This is a genomic window from Rhizobium sp. NLR16a (genome assembly GCF_017948245.1).
Taxonomy (GTDB): domain Bacteria; phylum Pseudomonadota; class Alphaproteobacteria; order Rhizobiales; family Rhizobiaceae; genus Rhizobium.
On record NZ_CP072865.1, the window covers coordinates 37283 to 58544 of the forward strand.

Annotated in this window: 18 protein-coding genes; 12 read left to right on the forward strand and 6 right to left on the reverse strand. The window is 62.1% G+C overall.

Going from position 1 to position 21262, the window contains the following annotated elements; genetic code table 11:
* Window positions 1-95 precede the first annotated feature (95 nt).
* The gene (locus J7U39_RS00170; RefSeq protein WP_210629731.1) at window positions 96-1283 is read right to left on the reverse strand and encodes a phytanoyl-CoA dioxygenase family protein; all 1188 of its coding nucleotides are present in this window, start codon (window positions 1281-1283) and stop codon (window positions 96-98) included.
* Window positions 1284-1378: 95 nt separating this feature from the next.
* Here J7U39_RS00170 and J7U39_RS00175 point away from each other — a divergent pair, with 95 nt between their 5' ends.
* Both J7U39_RS00175 and J7U39_RS00180 read left to right on the forward strand, forming a co-directional pair.
* Window positions 1379-2404 (forward strand): LacI family DNA-binding transcriptional regulator, encoded by a 1026-nt coding sequence (locus tag J7U39_RS00175; RefSeq protein WP_210629732.1) that lies wholly within the window; start codon window positions 1379-1381, stop codon window positions 2402-2404.
* A gap of 65 nt (window positions 2405-2469) precedes the next feature.
* Window positions 2470-3687, forward strand: coding sequence for an adenylate/guanylate cyclase domain-containing protein (locus J7U39_RS00180; protein ID WP_210629733.1), 1218 nt, complete (start codon window positions 2470-2472; stop codon window positions 3685-3687).
* A 23-nt stretch (window positions 3688-3710) separates the two neighbouring features.
* Here the strand turns inward: J7U39_RS00180 and J7U39_RS00185 are convergent, their stop codons facing one another.
* The 4 genes from J7U39_RS00185 to J7U39_RS00200 form a co-directional block, all read right to left on the reverse strand.
* Complete coding sequence (locus tag J7U39_RS00185; RefSeq protein WP_210629734.1) at window positions 3711-4490, reverse strand: SDR family NAD(P)-dependent oxidoreductase; 780 nt, start codon at window positions 4488-4490, stop codon at window positions 3711-3713.
* 70 nt (window positions 4491-4560) lie between these two features.
* Window positions 4561-4956 carry a DoxX family protein gene (locus J7U39_RS00190; protein WP_210629735.1) on the reverse strand — a complete coding sequence of 132 codons (396 nt, stop codon included), beginning with the start codon at window positions 4954-4956 and terminating at the stop codon, window positions 4561-4563.
* Window positions 4957-5051: 95 nt separating this feature from the next.
* On the reverse strand, window positions 5052-6200 hold the full coding sequence (gene dgoD, locus J7U39_RS00195; RefSeq protein ID WP_210629736.1) for a galactonate dehydratase: 1149 nt from the start codon (window positions 6198-6200) through the stop codon (window positions 5052-5054).
* Between the two features lie 64 nt (window positions 6201-6264).
* Window positions 6265-7026 (reverse strand): FadR/GntR family transcriptional regulator, encoded by a 762-nt coding sequence (locus J7U39_RS00200; protein ID WP_210629737.1) that lies wholly within the window; start codon window positions 7024-7026, stop codon window positions 6265-6267.
* A gap of 201 nt (window positions 7027-7227) precedes the next feature.
* Between J7U39_RS00200 and J7U39_RS00205 the strand changes: the two genes are divergently transcribed.
* From J7U39_RS00205 to J7U39_RS00250, 10 genes are all read left to right on the forward strand, one after another.
* Window positions 7228-8211: an arabinose ABC transporter substrate-binding protein gene (locus J7U39_RS00205; RefSeq protein ID WP_210629738.1), complete on the forward strand. Its 984-nt coding sequence runs from the start codon at window positions 7228-7230 to the stop codon at window positions 8209-8211.
* A gap of 69 nt (window positions 8212-8280) precedes the next feature.
* Entirely contained in the window at window positions 8281-9786 is a 1506-nt protein-coding gene (araG, locus tag J7U39_RS00210) for an L-arabinose ABC transporter ATP-binding protein AraG (RefSeq protein ID WP_210629739.1), read from the forward strand.
* Between the two features lie 17 nt (window positions 9787-9803).
* Window positions 9804-10754, forward strand: coding sequence for an L-arabinose ABC transporter permease AraH (gene araH / locus J7U39_RS00215; RefSeq protein WP_210629740.1), 951 nt, complete (start codon window positions 9804-9806; stop codon window positions 10752-10754).
* A complete protein-coding gene (locus tag J7U39_RS00220; protein ID WP_210629741.1) occupies window positions 10751-11641 on the forward strand; it encodes an aldose 1-epimerase in 891 nt (296 codons plus the stop codon). Before araH ends, J7U39_RS00220 begins: the two co-directional genes overlap by 4 nt.
* On the forward strand, window positions 11642-12421 hold the full coding sequence (locus tag J7U39_RS00225; RefSeq protein ID WP_210629742.1) for an SDR family oxidoreductase: 780 nt from the start codon (window positions 11642-11644) through the stop codon (window positions 12419-12421).
* Between the two features lie 145 nt (window positions 12422-12566).
* Complete coding sequence (locus J7U39_RS00230) at window positions 12567-12998, forward strand: OsmC family protein (protein WP_011426902.1); 432 nt, start codon at window positions 12567-12569, stop codon at window positions 12996-12998.
* 200 nt (window positions 12999-13198) lie between these two features.
* On the forward strand, window positions 13199-13807 hold the full coding sequence (locus J7U39_RS00235; protein ID WP_085860528.1) for a TetR family transcriptional regulator: 609 nt from the start codon (window positions 13199-13201) through the stop codon (window positions 13805-13807).
* Window positions 13808-13856: 49 nt separating this feature from the next.
* Entirely contained in the window at window positions 13857-14996 is a 1140-nt protein-coding gene (locus tag J7U39_RS00240; protein WP_210629743.1) for an efflux RND transporter periplasmic adaptor subunit, read from the forward strand.
* Window positions 14997-15079: 83 nt separating this feature from the next.
* Window positions 15080-18223 carry an efflux RND transporter permease subunit gene (locus tag J7U39_RS00245; protein WP_210629744.1) on the forward strand — a complete coding sequence of 1048 codons (3144 nt, stop codon included), beginning with the start codon at window positions 15080-15082 and terminating at the stop codon, window positions 18221-18223.
* 181 nt (window positions 18224-18404) lie between these two features.
* Complete coding sequence (locus J7U39_RS00250; protein WP_210629745.1) at window positions 18405-20315, forward strand: family 20 glycosylhydrolase; 1911 nt, start codon at window positions 18405-18407, stop codon at window positions 20313-20315.
* On the opposite strand, the gene J7U39_RS00255 is transcribed toward J7U39_RS00250, so the two are convergent.
* Window positions 20312-21229, reverse strand: coding sequence for an ROK family protein (locus J7U39_RS00255; RefSeq protein ID WP_210629746.1), 918 nt, complete (start codon window positions 21227-21229; stop codon window positions 20312-20314). The genes J7U39_RS00250 and J7U39_RS00255 overlap by 4 nt on opposite strands.
* Window positions 21230-21262 lie beyond the last annotated feature (33 nt).

The window sequence follows — 21262 nt, forward strand, 5'->3', positions numbered from 1 at the left end:
GTGGGGAGAAGAGACAGGTGGCGGCGCCTCGATTCTCCCTTCTCCCGTCGAGAGAAGGTGCCCGTAGGGCGGATGAGGGGGGTCGATTTCCAAAGTCAACTCAATTTCCTTCGCGCCTGTTCGGCAAGTGCTGTCGCAAAAACTTCGTCGCTCCAGCCTTCCCTGAGTGCCTCGTGCATCAGCTGTGCCTGCGTCTTCGGCGCCAGCCCGCCGAGCGGCGGGTCGCGATCGAGATTGGTGGGGAAGGAATAACCCTCGGCGCAGGCGGCGACGGCGTTGGCGATTTCTTTGGGCGAGAGCCGGTCTTGCAACGCCTTCAGGGCGGGAAAGAGTCTGGCGCTCATTCTCTCGCGGTTGACCGTTTCCATGGTACGGCCGAAGGCGGAGGAGATCTGCAGGAGGTTGGCGACACGCTTGATGTCGGCCGAGCGGTTGGTACCGGCGGCGTGGAAGAGGGCGGGGTTGAAGAAGACGACGTCGCCCTTTTCGAGCGGCAGTTGGACGTGGTTGGCCTCGAAATAATCCCGGAATTCCTGGCGCTTCAGCGCCAGATAACCCGGCACATAGGTCTGGCTGTGCGGCAGGAAGAGTGTCGGACCGCTTTCGAGCGGCATGTCGCAATGGGCAACCGCGCCTTGCAGCGTCAGAACCGGCGAGAGACGATGAACATGCGCCGGAAATTGCTCGATGACCGCAGACGACTGGAAACCGAGATGGTAGTCGCGGTGGGCCGACTGCGCCGCGCCGCCTGGATTGACGCGATTGACCTGCGCTGTCATCTGATAGCTCGGGCCGAGCCAGGCTTCGCTTGCGAGCGCGATGATGGCATTGCCGTAATATTCGGTGAAATTATCCGGATCGGCGAGGCAGTGTTTTTCCAGCGAATTCCAGATGCGGTCGTTGGCGCCGGGCTTGGCGAAGTGATCGCCGCCTCCAGTCGAGGTGCGGTGCTGTTCCTCGATGATTGCGTCGAAGAGCGCGCTGGCACGGTCGATGATGCCGGTGTCTTCGTAAGCGCGCTTGAACACGACCACACCCGGCCCTTCGCCGAAGGCGTCGCAGATTTCCGCCAGCACGGCGCGCCGGCCTTCCGGCGTATCGGCCGCTGCCGCCACCTTGCGGCTGTCATAGATCAGGATGTTTTTTTCGACCGCCGAAGCTGTTGGATATTCGGCAAGGACGGTCGGTTTTTCCGCAAGCCGTCGAAAGTCGTGGAGATTGCAGGCGTCTTCGCTGAGCCAGATGCGGTCGGCGCGCAGTTTCTGCAGGTCATCGGTTTTCAATAGCGGCTCCTCCCTGGTTCCGATGGAGGCACTATACGCCGGGCCGCAAGCTGATATAGATCAGCAATCCATCAAAAAACCATCAGACGGAGCCGATGGCGCATCTCTTTCTTGTCAAAGACATCGCCTTTCAGGCGGGGCTCAGCACCGCGACAGTCGATCGGGTGCTGAACGGCAGGCCAGGTGTGCGCCGGCAGACGGAAATGCGGGTGAGGGCAGCGATCTCGGAGCTGGAGAAGCAGCAGACGGGAACGATGGTCAGCGGGCGAACGCTAGCGATCGATATCGTCATGGAGACGCCCCAGCGGTTTAGCGATGCAGTGCGTGCGGCCTTCGAGGCAGAGATGGCGGCCTTTCTGCCCGGTGTCTTCCGCTGCCGCTTCCATTTCGCTGAGGTGATGAGACCGGCCGAACTTGTGCAGCTTCTTGACCGCATCCGGCTGCGCGGCACGCACGGCATCGTGCTGAAGGCGCCTGACGTCGCCGAGGTGGTGGCTGCCGTCGCACGGGCGGATTCGGCCGGCATTCCCGTGGTCACGCTCGTGACGGATCTGCCGAATTCGGCGCGCATAGCCTATGCCGGCGCCGACAACCGGACGGCGGGGGAGACGGCGGCCTATCTCATCGGCGAGTTCCTCGGCTCTGACGGCGGTCAGGTACTTGTGACGCTGTCGAGCGGACGGTTCCGCGGCGAGGAAGAGCGCGAGATCGGTTTTCGCCGCATCATTCGCACCCGTTATCCCGGGATCGGCATCACAGAAATCAGCGAGGGACACGGCACCGATGCCGTGACGGGAACGCTTGTGGCGGCAGCGCTTGCGACCGATCCTGCCATCAATGCCGTTTATTCGATCGGCGGCGGCAATCGGGCGGTGCTGACGGCCTTCGATGCAGCCGAACGTCCCGTCCGCATTTTCGTCGCTCACGATCTGGATGCGGACAATCGCGCCCTGCTTGCCGCGCGCCGCGTCGGCTTCGTGCTGCATCACGATCTCCGAACCGATGCGCGTGCGGCCTTCAGGGCGATCATGAGCCGGACCGCGGCCTCCGTTCGGACGATTTCGACCTCGCTTTCTTCCATCGAAATCGTTACGCCCTACAACTTGCCCGCAGGCGATTGAGCCAATCGGCTTTTCGTCCATTACGCATTTGGGCTAAAGCTTCAGAACAGGTAGAGGTGAGCGCCATGGATTACAGCGACGTCAGCAGTATCGCAGCCTGGGTTACGGAACAGGGGCTGAAGGGCGCCTCAGAAGCGGAGCTCATGACCGGCTTCTGCGCGGCCTGCCGCGATGCCGGCCTGCCGCTCGACCGCGGCATGGCGCTGATGGACACGCTGCACCCCGTGCATGAGGGCCGGGCCTTCCGCTGGGACAGTGTGGAAGAGATCGAAACCGAATTCGAGTATGGCCCGACGGGCTCAGGCGAAGCGGCTGCGACCTGGCAGCGCTCTGCCTTCTATTATCTTTGGTCGGGAAACGAGCGGGAGGTCCGCCGACGCATCGGCTTCGGCGATCCGATCGATTTCACCATGCTCGACAAGATTGCCGAAGCCGGCAACACCGATTTCGTAGCAATGATGCATCGTTTCAGCGAAGCCGGCACGATCGGTGAGATGGATTGCTTCTTTTCGCATTTCGCAACCAAGCGTCCCGAGGGTTTCTCGGATCACGATCTCGCCATTCTGCGCAAGCTCGTGCCGGTCCTCGGACTGGCGATCAAGTGCATTGCGCTGGGGCGCATCGCGCGGACCATCGCGGAAGTCTATCTCGGCGAGGATGCGGCGCGCCAGGTGATGGAAGGCAAGATCAGCCGCGGCAAATCGGAGCGGATCTCGGCGGCGCTGTGGTTTTCGGATCTGTTGAACTACACCAAGATTTCCGACCGTGTGCCGCCGGAGGAAATCATTCCGCTGCTCAACGATTACAGCGAGGTCGCCATCTCGGCGATCCATGAGGCCGGCGGCAATGTGCTGAAGCTGATCGGCGATGGTGTGCTGGCCATCTTCAAGGGCGAGGTGCCAGCCGAAACCTGCCGTTCGGCGCTTCGCGCCGAATCGCTGCTCCGGGAAAAGCTCGCCAAGCTGAATGCCGCGCGCGCTACCGACGGCCGCGCGACGACTGACGTCTATATCGGCCTTCATATTGGCGATGTCTTCTACGGCAATATCGGCAGCCAGGACCGGCTGGACTTCACCGTCATCGGCCCCGCCGTCAACGAGGTCAGCCGGATCGCCTCCATGTGCCGTTCGGTCGACCTTAACCTGCTGATCTCCTCCGATTTCGCCGCGGCCATACCGGCGGAAGAGCGCGCCGCGCTGGCATGCGTCGGACGTTATGCGTTGCGCGGGGTGCAGCGTGCCCAGGAACTCTATACACTCGACAGCGCCCGGCTGAACGGCTGACTTTTTCGCGAAACCTCCGAGGACTACCGCAACAGGCCCTGGCCGCCGTCGATCCAGATCGGTGTGCCGGTGATGTGCCGGGCCCGATCGGAGGCAAGGAAGAGGATCGTTTCGGCAACATCCTCGCTCTTGCCTGCCTTCCCGCCGGCAATCGGGATGTCGCCCTGTGGCCAGATCACCGGAACCTCCGTCTCCTCGCGATGACGGCTGTCGGTATTGGCGTTGATATTGGTCTCAATCTCGCCCGGGCAGACGGCATTGACGCGGATGCCGTGGCGGCCGAGTTCCAGGGCGAGCTGCTGGACCATGGCGACCTGGCCTGCCTTGGTTGCGGTATAGGCGGTGGCACCCGGCGTAGTGAAGGTGCGGGTGCCGTTGATCGATGCGACGACGACGATCGAACCGCCGCGGCGCTTCAGATGCGGAACCGTCAAGTGCAGGGTCAGATAGGTGCCGCGCAGATTGACGGCGATCGTCTTGTCCCATTCATCCGGACTCAGATCGTCGATCGGCGCCCAGACGCCATTGATCCCGGCATTGGCGACAACGATGTCGAGGCCGTTGAAGGTCTCTATGAGTTTCTGCACCGCAGCTCGCATTTGGCCTTCGTCGCTGGTGTCGGCGGTCAGCGAGATCGACTGGCCGCCGGCGGCCTTGATCTCGGCGCAGGTCTTCTCGACCTCGTCTGCCGTCCGGCTCAGGACTGCGACCTTTGCACCTTCGGCGGCGAGTTTCAATGCGGCCGCTTTGCCGATGCCGGAACCGGCACCAGTGACCAGCGCGACCTTGTCCTTCAGCTCCATGGGCGACCCTCCGTGACGTTCTGCAGATAGGCCAATGTTTGGCGCGGCAGTTCGTTCCGGAGGGAAAAGCCTAACGGAGGAACGTTTGCCGCAAGGCCCATCTCTCCGGCCCGTGGACGGCGGCAAAGAGCAGGCCGGCGAGGAAGGTGAAGTGATCGACGAAGAAGCCGAACTCGGCCTGGTTCTGTTGCCAGTGGGCCGGTCCGTGGAAGGCGAAGGCAAGGAAGATCACGTAGATGCCTGCCAGTAGGCTCGCCTCGGTGAAGAAAGCGCCCGATATGAAGGCAAGGGCCAACGCGATCTCGAAAAGGGCCGCGACCCAGGTGAGGAAGGTCGCCATCGGGAAACCGGCGGCGGCAATGTAGCTCGCCGTGGCGCCGATATCGGCAAACTTGAAGCCGGCGGCCATGAAGAAGATGAGGCTGAAGATGAAGCGGGCGATGATGATTACGATTGCTCTGGCCATGGAAACCTCCTTTTGAGCTGCCATTATGACGCAGGAGGTGGCCGATATCCTACACTGCGAATGAAAAAGGGCCGCTTGCGCGACCCTTCATTCTCTCACCACTCGGCAAAGCTGCCGTCGGCGTGCCGCCAGATTGGGTTGCGCCAGCGATGTCCCTCCTTGGCGCGCTCGCTGACATAGGCCTCGTCGACCTCGATGCCGAGGCCCGGCCCCTGCGGGATCGAAACGAAACCATCGGCATATTCGAACACCTCCTTGTTGGAGATGTAGTCGAGGATATCGTTGCCGGTGTTGTAATGGATGCCGAGGCTCTGTTCCTGGATGAAGGCATTATAGCTGACGGCATCGACCTGAAGGCAGGCAGCGAGCGCGATCGGGCCGAGCGGGCAATGCGGGGCCAGGGCGACGTCATAGGCTTCGGCCATCGCCGCGATCTTGCGGCATTCGGTGATGCCGCCGGCGTGGGAAAGATCCGGCTGGATAATGTCGACATAGCCGTCCGAAAGCACCTGCTTGAAATCCCAGCGCGAATAGAGCCGCTCACCAAGCGCGATCGGTGTCGAGGTATGGTTGACGATGTCGCGCAGCGCTTCCTTGTTTTCCGAAAGCACCGGTTCCTCGATGAACATCAGCTTGTAGGGTTCGAGCTCCTTGGCGAGAACCTTGGCCATCGGCTTGTGGACGCGGCCGTGGAAATCGACGCCGATACCGATATGCGGGCCGATCGCCTCGCGGATGGCGGCGATGGTCTCGACCGCCCTTTCCACCTTCTCGTTGGTGTCGACGATCTGCATTTCCTCGCAGCCGTTGAGCTTGATCGCCTTGAAGCCGCGGGCGACGACGTCTCTGGCATTGTTGGCGACATCGGCGGGGCGGTCGCCGCCGATCCAGGAATAGACTTTGATGCGGTCGCGCAGCTGGCCGCCGAGCAGGGAATGGATCGGCTGGCCGAGCGCCTTGCCCTTGATGTCCCAGAGCGCCTGGTCGATGCCCGAGATGGCGCTCATATGGGCCGCGCCGCCGCGATAGAAACCACCGCGATACATCACCGTCCAATGGTCCTCGATCAAGAAAGGATCCTTGCCGATCAGGTAGTCTTCCAGTTCGTGGACGGCGGCCTCGACGGTCAGCGCACGCCCCTCGACGACCGGTTCACCCCAGCCGACGATGCCTTCGTCGGTCTCGACCTTCAGAAACAGCCATCGCGGCGGAACGATATAGGTGGTGAGTTTGGTGATCTTCATCGTGGTTCTTAATCTCTTCTCGGATTTGCGATGGGGCAGCGCGTCCACGGCTTTTCGTGATTGATCATTTTGCCCTGCCGATTGCCTTCTCTGCGGCGGCAAGGTCGCGTACCGCAAGGTCGAGCATACGATTGGCGCATTCCCTCGCACCTGTTTTGTCGCGCATGCGCAAGGCCTCGACGAGTTCACCGTGAACGAGCACCGCATCCTCCCGGTTTTCGACGGCGATGTTGGAGGCATGCAGCGCATATTTCAGCGCAGCATGGATGGCGCTTGACAGGCGGCGGAACACCTGGTTGTGGCTGGCGGTCAGCAGCACCGTATGAAACATCACGTCGGCGTCGGTGAAGCGTTCCGGATCGCCTGCGCTGTCGCGCATCTGCCGCCAGGCCCTGTCGAGATCGGCGATCTCCTGGGCGCTGGCGCGTTCGGCGGCATATTCGGCGGCCGCCGGTTCGATGGTGCGGCGGGCTTCGAGAATGCATCCCAGCAGGTCGAAGTCCTTGATGTAAGGCCCCATCCAGTCGAGCACCTCGGCATCCAGGATGTTCCATTCATCCCGATCGCAAACGGTCGTTCCGACCCGCGGCTTGCCACGGACAAGCCCCTTGGATTCCAACACTTTCAGCGATTCGCGAATGACGGTGCGGCTAACGCCGTAGAGTTCGCAGAGGTCGTTCTCGCGCGGCAGCGGCGAGCCCGAGGGATAGCGGTCGGCGCAGATGTCCTGAGCGATGGCCGCCGTCACGTTGCGGCGTACGCGCGGCCGGCGTTCGCTGCCGGAGCTTTCCGTTCGGCCTTGTTCCTCAGTCGATTCCAACTTCACCTCTCCGCGCTCTCTCCCGGGCAGCAACCGAACCTGATTAACCGAATTCGATCCAGTTTGCGACGGGTCCATCCGTTCTCGCCACCACCCTATTATTCTAATCATCATACATTGGCAATTGACTGGTATGATGATTTAACATAATTCATTGGGCGCTGCCTGGGAGGCAGCTGCTCGATTTCAGAGTTTAGGGAGAGAGACATGCGCTTGTTCAAAGCAGCTATTCTGGCTGGCACGTTCGCCATTCTGAGCACCGGCTCGGCATTTTCCGCGGACGTCAAGATCGGTTTCATCGTCAAGCAGCCGGAGGAGCCCTGGTTCCAGGACGAATGGAAATTCGCCGATCAGGCCGCCAAGGATAAAGGCTTCACGGTCGTCAAGATCGGCGCCGAAGACGGCGAGAAGGTTCAATCGGCGATCGACAATCTCGGCGCGCAGGGTGCGCAAGGCTTCATCATCTGCACGCCCGACGTCAAACTCGGCCCCGGCATCGTCGCCAAGGCCGAAGCCAATCAGCTGAAGCTGATGACGGTCGACGACCGCCTCGTCAGTGCCGACGGCAAGCCGCTGGAAGACGTGCCGCATATGGGCATTTCCGCCACCAAGATCGGCGAGACCGTCGGACAGGCCATTGTCGACGAAATCAAGAAGCGCGGCTGGGACATGAAGAATGTCGGCGCGATCCGGGTTTCCTACGATCAGCTGCCGACCGCCGTCGACCGCGTCGAAGGTGCGATCTCGGTCCTGAAGTCCGCCGGGTTCCCGGCTGAGAACATCTATGATGCGCCGCAGGCGAAGACGGATACCGAGGCAGCACTCAACGCGGCGACCACCGTCCTCAACAAGCATGCCGACGTGAAATACTGGGTGGCCTTCGGCCTCAACGACGAAGCCGTTCTCGGCGCCGTCCGCGCTTCGGAATCGGTCGGTATTCCGGCGACCAACGTGATCGGTGTCGGCATCGGTGGCGCGGAATCGGCGATCAACGAGTTCAAGAAGCCGGCAGCGACGGGCTTCTTCGGCACGGTCATCATCTCGCCGAAGCGTCACGGCTATGAGACGGCGCTCAACATGTACGACTGGATCGCCAAGGGCAAGGAGCCGGAAAAGCTGACCTTGACGGCAGGTTCGCTGGCGTTGCGCGGCGATTATGAGAAGGTCCGCAAGGAACTCGGCATCGAGTAATCATCGCCCGCGATAATGCATCTCCGGCGGCCGCTTGAGCGTGCCGCCGGAACCTTCGGTGGAGTGATGATGGCTTTTCTCGAATTCAAACATATCTCAAAGGGCTATCCCGGCGTACAGGCGCTGTCGGACGTTTCTTTCTCAGTCGAGAAGGGCGCCGTCCACGGCCTAATGGGTGAGAACGGCGCGGGCAAATCGACGCTGATTCGTGTGCTGTCGGGCGATCAGGCCGCCAATGCCGGCAGCATTCTCATCGATGGCGCAGAACAGAAATATGTCTCGGTGCGCGACGCCCTCCATGCCGGCGTCATCGTCATCCATCAGGAACTGCAGCTCGTTCCGGAGCTGACGGTGGCCGAAAATCTCTGGCTTGGCCGCTTTCCCGGCAAGGGCGGAGTGATTGATGCCAAAACCCTGATCGAGACGGTGCGGTCGAAACTCGAAGAGATCGGCATCGATGTCGATCCGTCGGCCAAGGTCGCTTCGCTTTCGATCGGCGCGCGGCAGATGGTCGAGATTGCCAAGGCGGTCATGTTCGAGGCGCGGGTCATCGCGCTCGACGAGCCCACCTCATCGCTTTCCTCGCGTGAAAGCGAAATCCTGTTTTCACTCATCGACAGGTTGAAGGCGAAGGGAACGGTCATTCTCTATGTTTCGCATCGCCTCGACGAGATTTTTCGGCTTTGCGACAGCCTGACCGTGCTGCGCGACGGCAGGCTTGCCGCCCATCATGCCCAGATCGCGAAGACGACGCGCGAGCAGATCATTGCCGAAATGGTCGGGCGCAAGATCAGCAATGTCTGGGGATGGCGTGAGCGCCCGCTCGGCGGCGTCAGGCTTGAGGTCAAGGGCCTGTCGGGACCGAGGCTGCGCAATCCAATCAGTTTTTCGGTCCGCCAGGGTGAGATTCTCGGCTTCTTCGGGCTGGTCGGCGCCGGCCGCAGCGAGATGGCGCGGCTGCTTTACGGCGCCGACCACAGGCATCGGGGCGAGGTAACGATCGACGGTATTGCCGTTTCGCCGAACGATCCGACGACGGCGATCCGGGCCGGCATGGTGCTCTGCCCGGAGGACCGCAAGTTCGACGGCATCGTCCAGGGCCGATCGATCGAAGAGAATATCGCGATCTCGTCGCGCCGGCATTTCTCGCCCTTCGGCATATTGAACCCGAAGAAGGAGGCGGCGCTGGCCGATCAGTTCATCGCCCGGCTGCGGGTGCGCACGCCGTCGCGCAAGCAGGACATCATCAACTTGTCCGGTGGCAACCAGCAGAAAGTCATCCTTGGCCGCTGGCTCTCCGAGCAGGGTATCAAGGTTCTCGTGATCGACGAACCGACGCGCGGCATCGATGTCGGGGCGAAGTCGGAAATCTATGAAATCCTTTATGAGCTGGCGGCCGGCGGCATGGCGATCGTCGTGATCTCAAGCGAGCTGCCCGAGGTCATGGGCATCTCCGATCGCATCATGGTGATGTGTCAGGGCAGGGTGGCGGCCAATGTTGCCCGCCCGGATTTCGACGAGCGCAGCATCCTGTCGGCGGCACTCCCCGACAAGAACGCCGCAGGCATCATTTAAGACTGGGAACACGGACGATGACTTCGTTGAAAAAAGTCCTTCTCGGCGAACAGGGACTGGTGGTGATCTTCGCCGCCGCCTTCGTGATCGTCTCGCTCTTCGTTCCGAATTTCCTGACCGAGCGAAACATGCTTGGGCTGCTGCAATCGGTCGTCACGATCGGCATCGTCGCCTGCACGATGATGTTCTGCCTAGCCTCCCGCGATTTCGATCTTTCGGTGGGATCGATCGTCGCTTTCTCCGGCATGGCCGCAGTAATGGTCTCGAACGCGACGGGCTCCATTCCCGTCGGGTTGCTGGCAGCCCTGCTCTGCGGCGCCGTCGTCGGTTTCGTCAACGGCATCGTCATCGCCCGGTTCCGCATCAATGCGCTGATCACGACGCTTGCGACCATGCAGATCGTGCGCGGGCTGGCGCTGATCGCCTCGGACGGCCGCGCCGTCGGCATCAACGATCCGGCTTTCTACCAGCTTGCGCTATCGCGATTCCTGACCGTGCCGATGCCGATCTGGATCATGCTGATCCTTTTCCTCCTCTTCGGCTTCGTGCTCAACCGCACCGTTTTCGGAAAGAACACGCTGGCGATCGGCGGCAATCCCGAGGCGTCGCGGCTTGCCGGCGTCAATGTCGTCACCATGCGCGTCTGGATCTTTGCACTGCAGGGTCTCGTCTGCGGAATTGCCGGCATTCTGCTTGCTTCGCGCATCACTTCCGGCCAGCCGAACGCGGCGACGGGGCTCGAGCTCTCGGTGATCTCGGCCTGCGTCCTCGGCGGCGTTTCGCTCGCCGGCGGCCGGGCGACAATGAGCGGTGTTATCGTCGGGGTGCTGATCATGGGCATTGCCGAAAACGTTATGAACCTCCTGAATATTCAGGCATTCTATCAGTATGTCGTGCGCGGGCTGATCCTGCTGATCGCCGTGCTGCTCGACAATCTCAGGTCTTCGGCAACGGGGCGGCGCGGATGAGCAAAGGGCATGGCGGGGACAGCATCGATCTGAGCCACGGCGATCTCTCCGTGAGGATCAGCCGCCAGGGCGCGGCCGTCACTGCCGCAACATTCCGGGGCAAGCCTTTCCTCGTTTCGACAGGTGGCCCGGATGGGACCTTTGCGAGTTTTCCTCTGGTCCCGTTCGGCAATCGCGTGGAAGGCAATGCCATGTCCTTCGGCGGATGCGACTATGCCTTCCAGCGAAATTGCCACGACCCGCTCTACCTGCATGGCGATGGCTGGATCAGCCCATGGCAGGTGGAAGAATCGAGTTCCAAGCACGCGCAGCTCTGCTTTTCGCGTGATGCCGACCGGGTCTCGCCCTATGCCTATCTTAGTCGGCAAGAGATCCGTCTCAGCGGCAATCGGCTGGCGCTGACGCTCTCGGTGGAGAACAGGGGAGAGGCGGTCCTGCCCTTCGGGCTGGGGCAGCATCCCTTCTTCACACGGACGCCGGAAACACGGTTGACCATCGCAGCCGACCGCTTCTGGAGCGAACGGTCGGACCATCTCCCTGATGCACCCGGCCCGGTACCCGCTGAATTCAATTTCACGTCCGGTGCGCCGTTGCCGCGGCAATGGATGAACAACGCTTTCGAGGGATGGAACGGACGGGCAGCCATCACCTGGCCGGAACTTGGAATCCAGGCGGCGCTGGAAGCCGATGGTGCACTCAATCGCTTCATGCTGTACCTGCGGCTCGACCGGACAGATTTCTTCTGCCTGGAACCGATGAGTCACCTGCCGAATGGGCATCATCTGCCGGATTTCGGAGGGCTCAAGCCTCTTGAGCCAGGCGAGGTTCTTTCAGGCAGGGTCACGATCGATCTGTCGGCGCTGCCGGGTCAGCCGGAGGGAAGATAGATGGGCGATCGCCTGCAGGGCAAAAATATTCTGATCACCGGCGCTGCGCAGGGCATCGGCCTTGCGATCGCCAAGGCTTTCCTCAGGGAAAATGCTGCGGTTTATCTCGTCGATCGCGATGGAGCGCTGCTGGCGCAGGTAGCGGGAGTGCTTGCAAGCACAGGCGGCCAGGTTGGTTATCTGCCGGCCGATATTACCGATGCCGGAACGATCACGAGAGCGGTTGCTCAGGCGAACGACGAGATCGGCCCATTGAATGGGCTCGTCAACAATGCCGGCGTCAATGTCTTTGCCGAACCGCTCCACACGACCGACGAGGAGTGGAGCCGCTGCTTCGATATCAATCTGAAGGGAGCCTGGAATTGCTGCAAGGCGGTGCTGCCCGGGTTTATCGAGCGCGGCGGCGGCGTCATCCTCAACATCGCCTCCACGCACGCCTTCACGATCATTCCGCACACGTTTCCCTATCCGCTGGCGAAACATGCGCTGCTCGGCATGACGAAATCCCTGGGCCTGGAGTACGCGCCCCGCAATATCCGGGTCAACGCGCTGGCGCCGGGCTATGTCTCGACGCAGAAGGTGATCGACTACTGGAACAGCTTCCCCGATCCGGAGGCCGCCAAGGCCGAGACAATGGAGCTGCATCCGGCCGGGCGGATCGCAACTCCGGAAGAGATCGCTATGGCGGCAGTGTTCATGATCTCCGACGAATGCCCGTTCATGAACGCCACCTGCCTGACGATCGACGGCGGTCTCAGCGTGCAGCAGCATCCCGCCTGAAAGGCTTTCTATTCCGCCGATTTTTACGAGCCTGTCGTCTTCTCAGGATAGAGCGTTATATTGTCCGGCGGGAGCCTATCCATCTCCCTCAGGCATGGAGCGGCGCCCTGCCGCTTCCTCAAAACCATCGAAACAGGAGGACGGCATGCAGATCAATCGCACGGCTTCGGCTCATTGGAGCGGCGGCCTCAAGGACGGCAAGGGCCTGATCTCGACCCAGAGCGGCGCCCTGACAGACTATCCCTACGGCTTTGCCAGCCGCTTCGAAGGCATTCCCGGCACCAACCCGGAAGAGCTGATTGGTGCTGCCCATGCCGGCTGCTTCACCATGGCGCTGTCGCTCATCCTCGGCGAAGCCGGTTTCACCGCCGAGCATATGGAAACCTCGGCCAAGGTGACGCTCGAAAGCGTCGAGGGTGGCTTCGCCGTCACTGCCATCCATCTCTCACTTTCCGGCCGCATTCCCGGTGCCGACGAGGCGACCTTCACCGAACTCGCCAACAAGGCGAAAGCCGGCTGCCCGATTTCCAAGGCGCTCGCCGCCGTTCCGATCACGCTCGACGTCAAGCTCGCCTGATTATTTGCTGCCGCCGAGGAAGTGCCGCGCGTCTGACGTCGCGGCACTTTCCAATTGGCCGACGCTCATCGTCACATCGTTTCGAAATTCATCACGCTCAGCCGCTCGCGCCACGCAGGCGGCATTGACAAATGACGCATGATATTTTACGACTGACGAAATTCGAAAATCGTCAGTCGTAACTCGAGGTACCAAAACTCATGAACGACATCGCGGAAAATACGCTCGACGTCACGCGGCAGGAGAATGTCACGCGCATTCTCGACGCGGCCGAGCGGCTGTTCCGCCACTACGGCTACAGCAAGACGACGGTGGCCGACATCGCTCGCGATCTCGGCATGTCGCCGGCCAATATTTATCGTTTCTTCGCTTCGAAGGTGGAGATCCATCAGGCGCTCTGCGGACGCATGCTCGCCACCTGCTATCAGCTCGCCTACGACATCCGCCACCAGCCGCTCAGCGCCAGCGAACGCCTGCGCCTTTATGTCGAGACCCAGTATCAATGGACTATGGATACGATGCTCGACGAGATGAAGGTGCATGAGATGATCGTGGTCGCGATCGAGCGCGACTGGCATGTCATCGAGAAACATATCGATCGCGTCCATGATCTCATCGCCGAGATCATCGCCGAAGGCATCGCAGCCGGCGAGTTCGCCGAGCAGGACCCGGTCGTCGCCTCACGGTGTTTCGGCGCGGCGACGATCAATCTCTGTCATCCGCAGATGGTGGCGCAATGTCTTGCGAAAACCAACCGCGCAAGCGTCGACGAACTGATCGACTACGTCATCAGGGCGCTCAAGAAATAACCGACGGCAGCCGCCGTCGATCCCCCGAAACATTCCAGGAGTGCGGAAGATGTTTTCGCTCAAGATCCTCAGCAATCGCATGCCGTCCGTCGCGAGCCTCGCGCTCGTCGGCGCCGTCGGGATCGGCGTTTCCGCCTGCTCGGAAGAAAAAGCTGAGGTCAAGGAAGTCATCCGGCCGGTGAAGGTCGTGGAGATCGCCAAGGCCGACGATACCCGCAAGCTCGATTATTCGGGGTCGGTCAAGGCGCGGACGGAAATGAACCTCGGCTTCCGGGTGGCGGGCAAGATCACGGAGCGTCTCGTCGATATTGGTGACCGGGTGACGCCCGGCGACGTTCTCGCCCGCGTCGACGCCACGGACTACCAGCTCGCGGTCAAGACGGCAGAGGCCAATCTCGCCGCGGCCGAAAGGGGCGTCGAAACCGCCGATCTCGCCAACAAGCGCGCCGAGCAGCTGTTCGACAAGAGCGTCGCCCCGAAGTCGCAGCTCGAGCAGGCCGCGCTCAGCCATGATCAGGCGATCTCGCAGCGCGATGCAGCGCTCGCGGCGCTGGGCCAGGCGAAGAATCAGGTGAGCTATACCGATCTCAAGGCGGGGCAGAATGGCATCGTGACATCGATCAATGCCGATATCGGCCAGGTCGTCGGCTCCGGCAGCCCCGTCGTCACCGTTGCCGTCGAAGGCGAGAAGGAAGTGCAGATCGCGGTTCCGGAAAACGACATTGCCGAATTCAAGCCCGGCAAGACGGTCAAGGCCCGCTTCTGGGCGGATGACAAGCTGGTGCTCGACGGCAAGGTGCGGGAGGTTTCCGGCAGCGCCGACCAGCAGTCGCGCACCTTTGCCGTTCGCGTGAGCCTGCCGAACGATCCTCGCGTGTTGCTCGGCATGACCGCGACGATCGAAACCGACGTCAACAACGATAACAGCTATGTCTCGATCCCGCTTACCGCGCTGGCCGAGAAGCACGGCAAGCAAATGGTCTGGACGGTCGACCGCGACACGGCGACGGTACATGGCCGCGATATCAAGGTCGCCGATTTCACCGGCGATGGCGTGCATGTGACCGAGGGCCTCGATAGCGGCGATCTCGTCGTTGCCGCCGGCACCCAGTTCATGAGTGAGAACCTGAAGGTGAAGGTGCCGGAGCAGCAATCGGCCTCGGCCGATACCGACCAGACCGTGCGTTGATCGCGCAATTAAAGCAATTTGAGCATGATGTTCCCGAAAACCGCTGACACTTTTCGGCATCATGCTCCAAAGGAAACATGACCATGGACGCCAACACCGAAAAGCGGCCCTTCAATCTGTCGCGCTGGGCGATCGGGCATCCAAGCATCGCCCGCTTCCTCTTCGGGCTGATCATCATCACCGGCGTGCTCGGCCTGATGCGCATGGGCCAGCGCGAAGATCCGGAATTCACTTTCCGCGTCATGGTCGTGCAGGCAATCTGGCCGGGCGCTTCCATTCAGGAAATGGAAGATCAGGTCGTCAACAAGATCGAACGCAAGCTGCAGGAGACGCCGCATATCGACTGGGTCAAGTCCTATACGCGGGCGGGCAGTGCGATCATCACCCTGCAGGTCAAGGGCGACACCAATTCACAGGAGGTGGCGGATGCCTTCTACCAGGTGCGCAAGAAGGTCGGCGACATTTCCAGCGAACTGCCGCAGGGCCTGCTCGGTCCCTATTTCAACGACGAGTTCGGCGATACCTTCATCACGCTGCATTCGATCAGCGGCGAGGGTTATTCCTATCCGGAACTGAAGAAATTCGCGATCCAGGCGCGCGACATGCTGCTGACGACACCGGGCGTCGAGAAGGCCGTCATCATCGGCGACCAGCCTGAGAAGATCTATATCGACGTTTCGTCCAAGGCGCTTGCCGAGCGCGGCCTGACGGTCCTCGACCTGCAGAACGCCATCAAGGGCCAGAACAATGTCGATCCGGCAGGCTCGGTCGATACCGGTCTGCGCTCGGTGCGCATTTCAGTCGAAGGCGACATGAAGAAGGTGGCCGATATCCGCGAGCTGCGCCTTCGCGCAGGCGGCCAGGTGACCCGCCTCGGCGATATCGCCACCGTCAGTTCCGGGCTCGAGGATCCCTACCAGCGCAAATACCGGTTCAATGGCCATGACAGCGTTCAGGTCGGCGTCGTCATGGCCAAGGGCTTCAACGTCACCGATGTCGGCAAGGGCGTGGAGGCGACCTATCAGCGCTTCGAGGAAGCTCTGCCTTACGGCGTCGCGGTCGACCAGATCGCCAACCAGCCCGACGTCGTGACGGACGCGGTCAGCGAATTCATGCATGCGCTCGGCGAAGCGCTTGTCATCGTGCTCGTCGTCTCGTTCCTGTCGATCGGCTGGCGCTCCGGCCTCGTCATCGCCATCGCCATTCCGCTGGTGCTCGCCGCCACTTTCGCACTGATGTACGAACTCGGCATCGACCTGCAGCGCATCTCGCTCGGCGCGCTGATCATCGCGCTCGGCCTGCTCGTCGACGATGCGATGATTGTCGTCGAAATGATGGAGCGAAAGCTGGAGGAGGGGCTGGTCAAACTCGAGGCGGCAAGCTTTGCCTATTCCTCGACGGCCTTCCCGATGCTGACCGGTACGTTGATCACGACGGCCGGCTTCATTCCCGTCGGTTTCGCCGCATCGACGGCCGGCGAATATGTGCGTTCGCTGTTTTATGTCGTCGGCATCGCGCTTGTTACCTCGTGGTTCGTCGCGGTCTATTTCACGCCATGGCTCGGCTACATGATCCTCAAGCAGCGCCATCACGCCGGCGAGCACCGCGATGCTTTCGACACGAGCTTCTACCGCCGTCTGCGCGGCACGGTCGGCTGGGCGGTTCGCCATCGGGTGATCGTGCTGCTGTTGACGCTCGGCACCTTCGTCACCAGCCTCTGGGCATTCCAGTTCATTCCGCAGAATTTCTTCCCGCAGTCGTCGCGGCCTGAGATTCTCGTCGATCTGTGGCTGCCCGAGGGCACCAGCATCAAAGAAGTCGAGGTGCAGGCAAAGGCGCTCGAAGCGAAGATGATGGATGATCCCGACAAGCGGTTCATCGCCACCTATATCGGCGAAGGCGCACCGCGTTTCTTCCTGCCGCTCGATCAGCAGTTGCGCAATCCGAATTTCGCCCAGCTGCTGGTCATGGCGAAGGACGAGCCGGCGCGCGAACGCTTGATCGTCAAGCTGCGCACCATTCTTGCCGAAGACTTCCCATCGATCCGCGGCAAGGTCGACCGCCTCTTCCTCGGCCCGCCCACCGGCTGGCCGGTGCAGATGCGCATCATGGGGCCTGATCGTCAGGAAGTGCGAGCGATCGCCGATCAGGTGAAGGCGCGCTTTACGGCCAATCCGATGCTCGGCGCCATTCACGACGACTGGCTGGAACCGGTGCCGGCGATGAAGCTGGTGATCGACCAGGATCGTGCCCGGGCGCTGGGCGTGACCTCGCAGCGCGTGCGCCAGATGCTGCAGACCGCCATGTCCGGGGCGCCGCTCGATGATTTCCGTGATGGCGAGGAGACGGTCTCGATCGTCGCCCGCGAGCCGGACGCCAGCCGCTCGCTGCTGTCGGCGGTGAATTCCGTCTATGTCCCGACCGATTTCGGTGGCTTCGTGCCAGTCTCGCAGGTCGCCAAGGTCGTGCCCGTCATGGAGCAGGGCATCGAATGGCGGCGCGACCGGCTGCCGACGATCACGGTGCGCGCGACGCTGCCGGATGGCGTGCAGCCGAACGACGTCGTCATGAAGATGTATGCCGACATGAAGGACCTGCGCGACAGCCTGCCGGCCGGTTACAACGTCGAGATCCAGGGCGGCGCCGAGGATGCGGCGGAAAGCCAGATGTCGATCGCCGCAAAGGCGCCGATCATGCTTGCCGTCATCATCGTGCTGCTGATGGTGCAGCTGCAGCATTTCGGCAAGGCGATGCTGGTGCTTGCCACCGGTCCGCTCGGCATCATCGGGGCTGCGGCCGCCCTGCTGATCAGCGGCGCGCCCTTCGGCTTCGTGGCGATCCTGGGCGTCATTGCGCTGCTCGGCATCATCATGCGCAACTCGATCATCCTGGTCGACCAGATCGACCAGGATATCAAGGCCGGCATGCACCGGCAGGAGGCGATCGTCGGGGCTGCCGTGCGTCGTTTCCGGCCGATCATGCTGACGGCGCTGACGGCTGTGCTGGCGCTGATCCCGATCTCGCGCGGCGTCTTCTGGGGTCCGCTCGCCTTCGCCATGATGGGCGGCATCCTGGTCGCGACAGTGCTCACCATTCTGGTTCTGCCGGCCGGTTACGCTCTTTTCTTCGGCCGCGAGCCGAAGGCAAAGGACGAGCCAGGCCGGGATGCCGACGCCATCCAGGAAGAGGCGGATGACAGACATCCGCCGGCGTTGGCAGCCGAGTGAGGACGGCGCGGCGAAAGCCGCGCCGTTTTCCTTGCAGGTCACACTCTCACGGTTCTCATCACTGCCCGCTTCGTCTCGACTCGCGCCGATTCCATTGCCGTCTCGAAAAAGCTAAGCTTTTGAAAGCATGCCGGGGCGCGAGCCGTAATCCCGGCCGTCCATTGACAGGGGAGGCGCGACCATGGCCGATTATCGTCTGGAAACAAGCTGGCACCCGGTCGAAGGCAGTTTCGGGCGCTTGATCTTCACTCTCTTCAATCTTTCAGCCGAGCCTCTCTCCGGCTTCTCGCTCGCCTATACGTCGGAGACGCGGGTTGCCGACAAATATGTCTGCGATGGCGGCAGCCTGGAGCGACAGCTCGCGCATTTCCATGAATTCCGCCCGCCCGAGGGACTGAGCGTGCCGCCGGGCGCCCACTGGCGGTTCACCGTCGAGGGGCTGACCCGAGAACCGAAACATGTGACATCAGGGGTCAAATCGGCCTATCTGACACTTGGCGACGGGCGCCATGTTCCTGTCGGTTTCGGCGATCTCCTTCTCGAAGGCCGGGATGGCGGCATTGCGCCGCCGCTTCTGCCGCCGGGCCGGGTGGAGGAACCGTATTCGCTGCTGCCCTGGCCGCTGGCGCTCGCGCTGAAGGCGGGGGAACTGCCGGTCGTCCTTTATCCGGCCGAGAGCACGCGACCCGACGCGGTCAAGGCGTTGTCCCTGGTTCTTTCGCTTTACCAGCGGCTCTATCCGGCCAAAAACGTGCCGTTCTCGCTCTGCGGCGTAAAGGGCGGGCGCGCTATTCGTTTCGTTACCGAATCATCGATCGCTGCGTTCGCCTATGAAATACGATTTACCACGCATGAGGTCGTGCTCTCCAGCGCGGATGCGACGGGTCGACACAGTGGCCTGATCAGTCTGGCGCAACTCATGCACGGCGCGCGTGCCGATCGGGAGAGCTTCAGATTTCCGAATTTCGGCACGATCGCCGACCAGCCGCGTTATGACTGGCGCGGCTGCCATCTCGACGTGGCCAGACAGTTCTATCCGGTGGCTGACGTCATGCGGCTAATCGATATCCTCGCCTGGAACAAGCTCAACGTCTTCCATTGGCACCTGACCGACGACGAAGCCTGGCGGCTGGAGATCAAGGCCTATCCCCAGCTTACGGAGATCGGCGCGCGGCATGGCCCGGACGAGGTGCTCGTGCCGCAGCTTGGTGACGGGGCGAAACCGCGCTACGGCCATTACTCGCAGGAGGATGTCAGGCGGATCGTCGCGCATGCCGCCTCTCTGCATGTCGAGGTGGTGCCGGAAATCGATGTTCCCGGCCATAGCACCGCGACGCTGTTGTCATTGCCCGGCCTCGTCGACGGGCAGGAGGCGCCGGACAGCTACCGCGCCGTGCAGGGTTATTCCAACAATGCCCTCAACCCGGCGATCGAATTCACCTATGAATTTCTCGGCAAGGTGTTCGACGAGATGGTCACGCTGTTTCCCGGCGAATATATTCATATCGGCGGCGACGAGGTCGCAAGCGGCGCCTGGCTTTCCTCGCCGCTTTGCAAGGCGCTGATGGAACGGGAGAAAATTGCCGGCACCGCGGAGCTGCAATCCTATTTCCTGAAACGGATTAAGGCCATGTTGTCGGAGCGCGGCAGGAAGCTCGCTGGCTGGAACGAAGTCTCACATGGCGGCGGCGTCGATCGCGACGGTACTTTGCTGATGGCCTGGGAAAAGCCCGCTGTCGGCATCGAGCTGGCGCAGCAAGGCTACGATGTGGTGATGACGCCGGGCCAAGCCTATTATCTCGACATGGCGCAGGCGGAAGCCTGGTCCGAGCCCGGTGCGAGCTGGGCGGGCCATGCGCCACCGGAACATAGCTATGCTTACGAGGCCGAGGGCGAGTTGCCGGATACGCTACGCGAGAAGATGCGCGGCGTCCAAGCCTGCATCTGGACTGAAAACTTCCTCTCTGGCGCCTATTTCAACCGGCTGGTCTTCCCGCGCCTTTCGGCCGTCGCCGAAGCCGCCTGGACGCCCCTGGAACGCAAGGACTGGGACCGGTTCGCAGCGATCGTACGGATGTGGCCGGTGCTTTAGGATGCAGCGGCATCGGCTTTCAGTCCCAGCAGCGCTGCGCCGATCAGGCCTGGCTCGATGCGGCATTCGCTCGGCACCACCAGCGGACGGTCGAACTTGCGCAGGGTGCGGGTGCGCACCGCCCGGTCGAGCTTGGCCAGCAGCGGCTCGACATTGGAAAGCCCGCCGCCGACCGGCACGATGGTCGCGCCGGTGATGTTGATCGTCAGGGCGAGCGGCGAGGCGACGAGATCGACATAGACGTCGATGGTGCGGGTTGCCTTCTCCTCGCCGCGCCGCCACTGATCGATGATTTCTTCGCTCGCAAGGTCGAGATCATGCAGCGTCTTGTGCAGGCGCTCCAGGCCGCGCGCGCCGCCAACGGTGTCGACACAGCCCTTCTGGCCGCAGCCGCAGGCATAGGCGGGAATGGCGACGGGAGGATTGCCGGCCGCCGATGCGATGATCGGTCCATGACCCCATTCGCCGGCAAAACCTCCGGCCTCGTTGACGAGGCGCCCATCGGCGACCAGGCCGCCACCGACACCGGTGCCGAGAATGGCGCCGAAGACGATACGGTGGCCGCGGCCGGCTCCGAGACCGGCTTCAGCCATGGCGAAACAGTCGGCGTCATTGGCGATCAAAACAGGCAGGGCGAGTTCGGCTTCTAGGTCGGCTGCGAGCGTGCGGTCGTGGATGCAGGGAATGTTGGCGCAGGTCAGGCGCTGGGTATCGGGATCGACGACGCCAGCGATCGACAGGGCAATGCGGCTCGGCTGTTCGCCGGTCTCGGCGATAATGCTGCACAGGGTCTCGACGAAAGCGGCAAAATCCTCCTTCGGCGTCGGACGGCGGCCGAGGGGGACGATGTCTGTCTCGGAGCGGGCGATGCCGCCCTTGATGGCGGAGCCGCCGATGTCGAATGAAATAATCATTGCCTGCCTGCCGTTTCTCTGGCCATCAGCGTC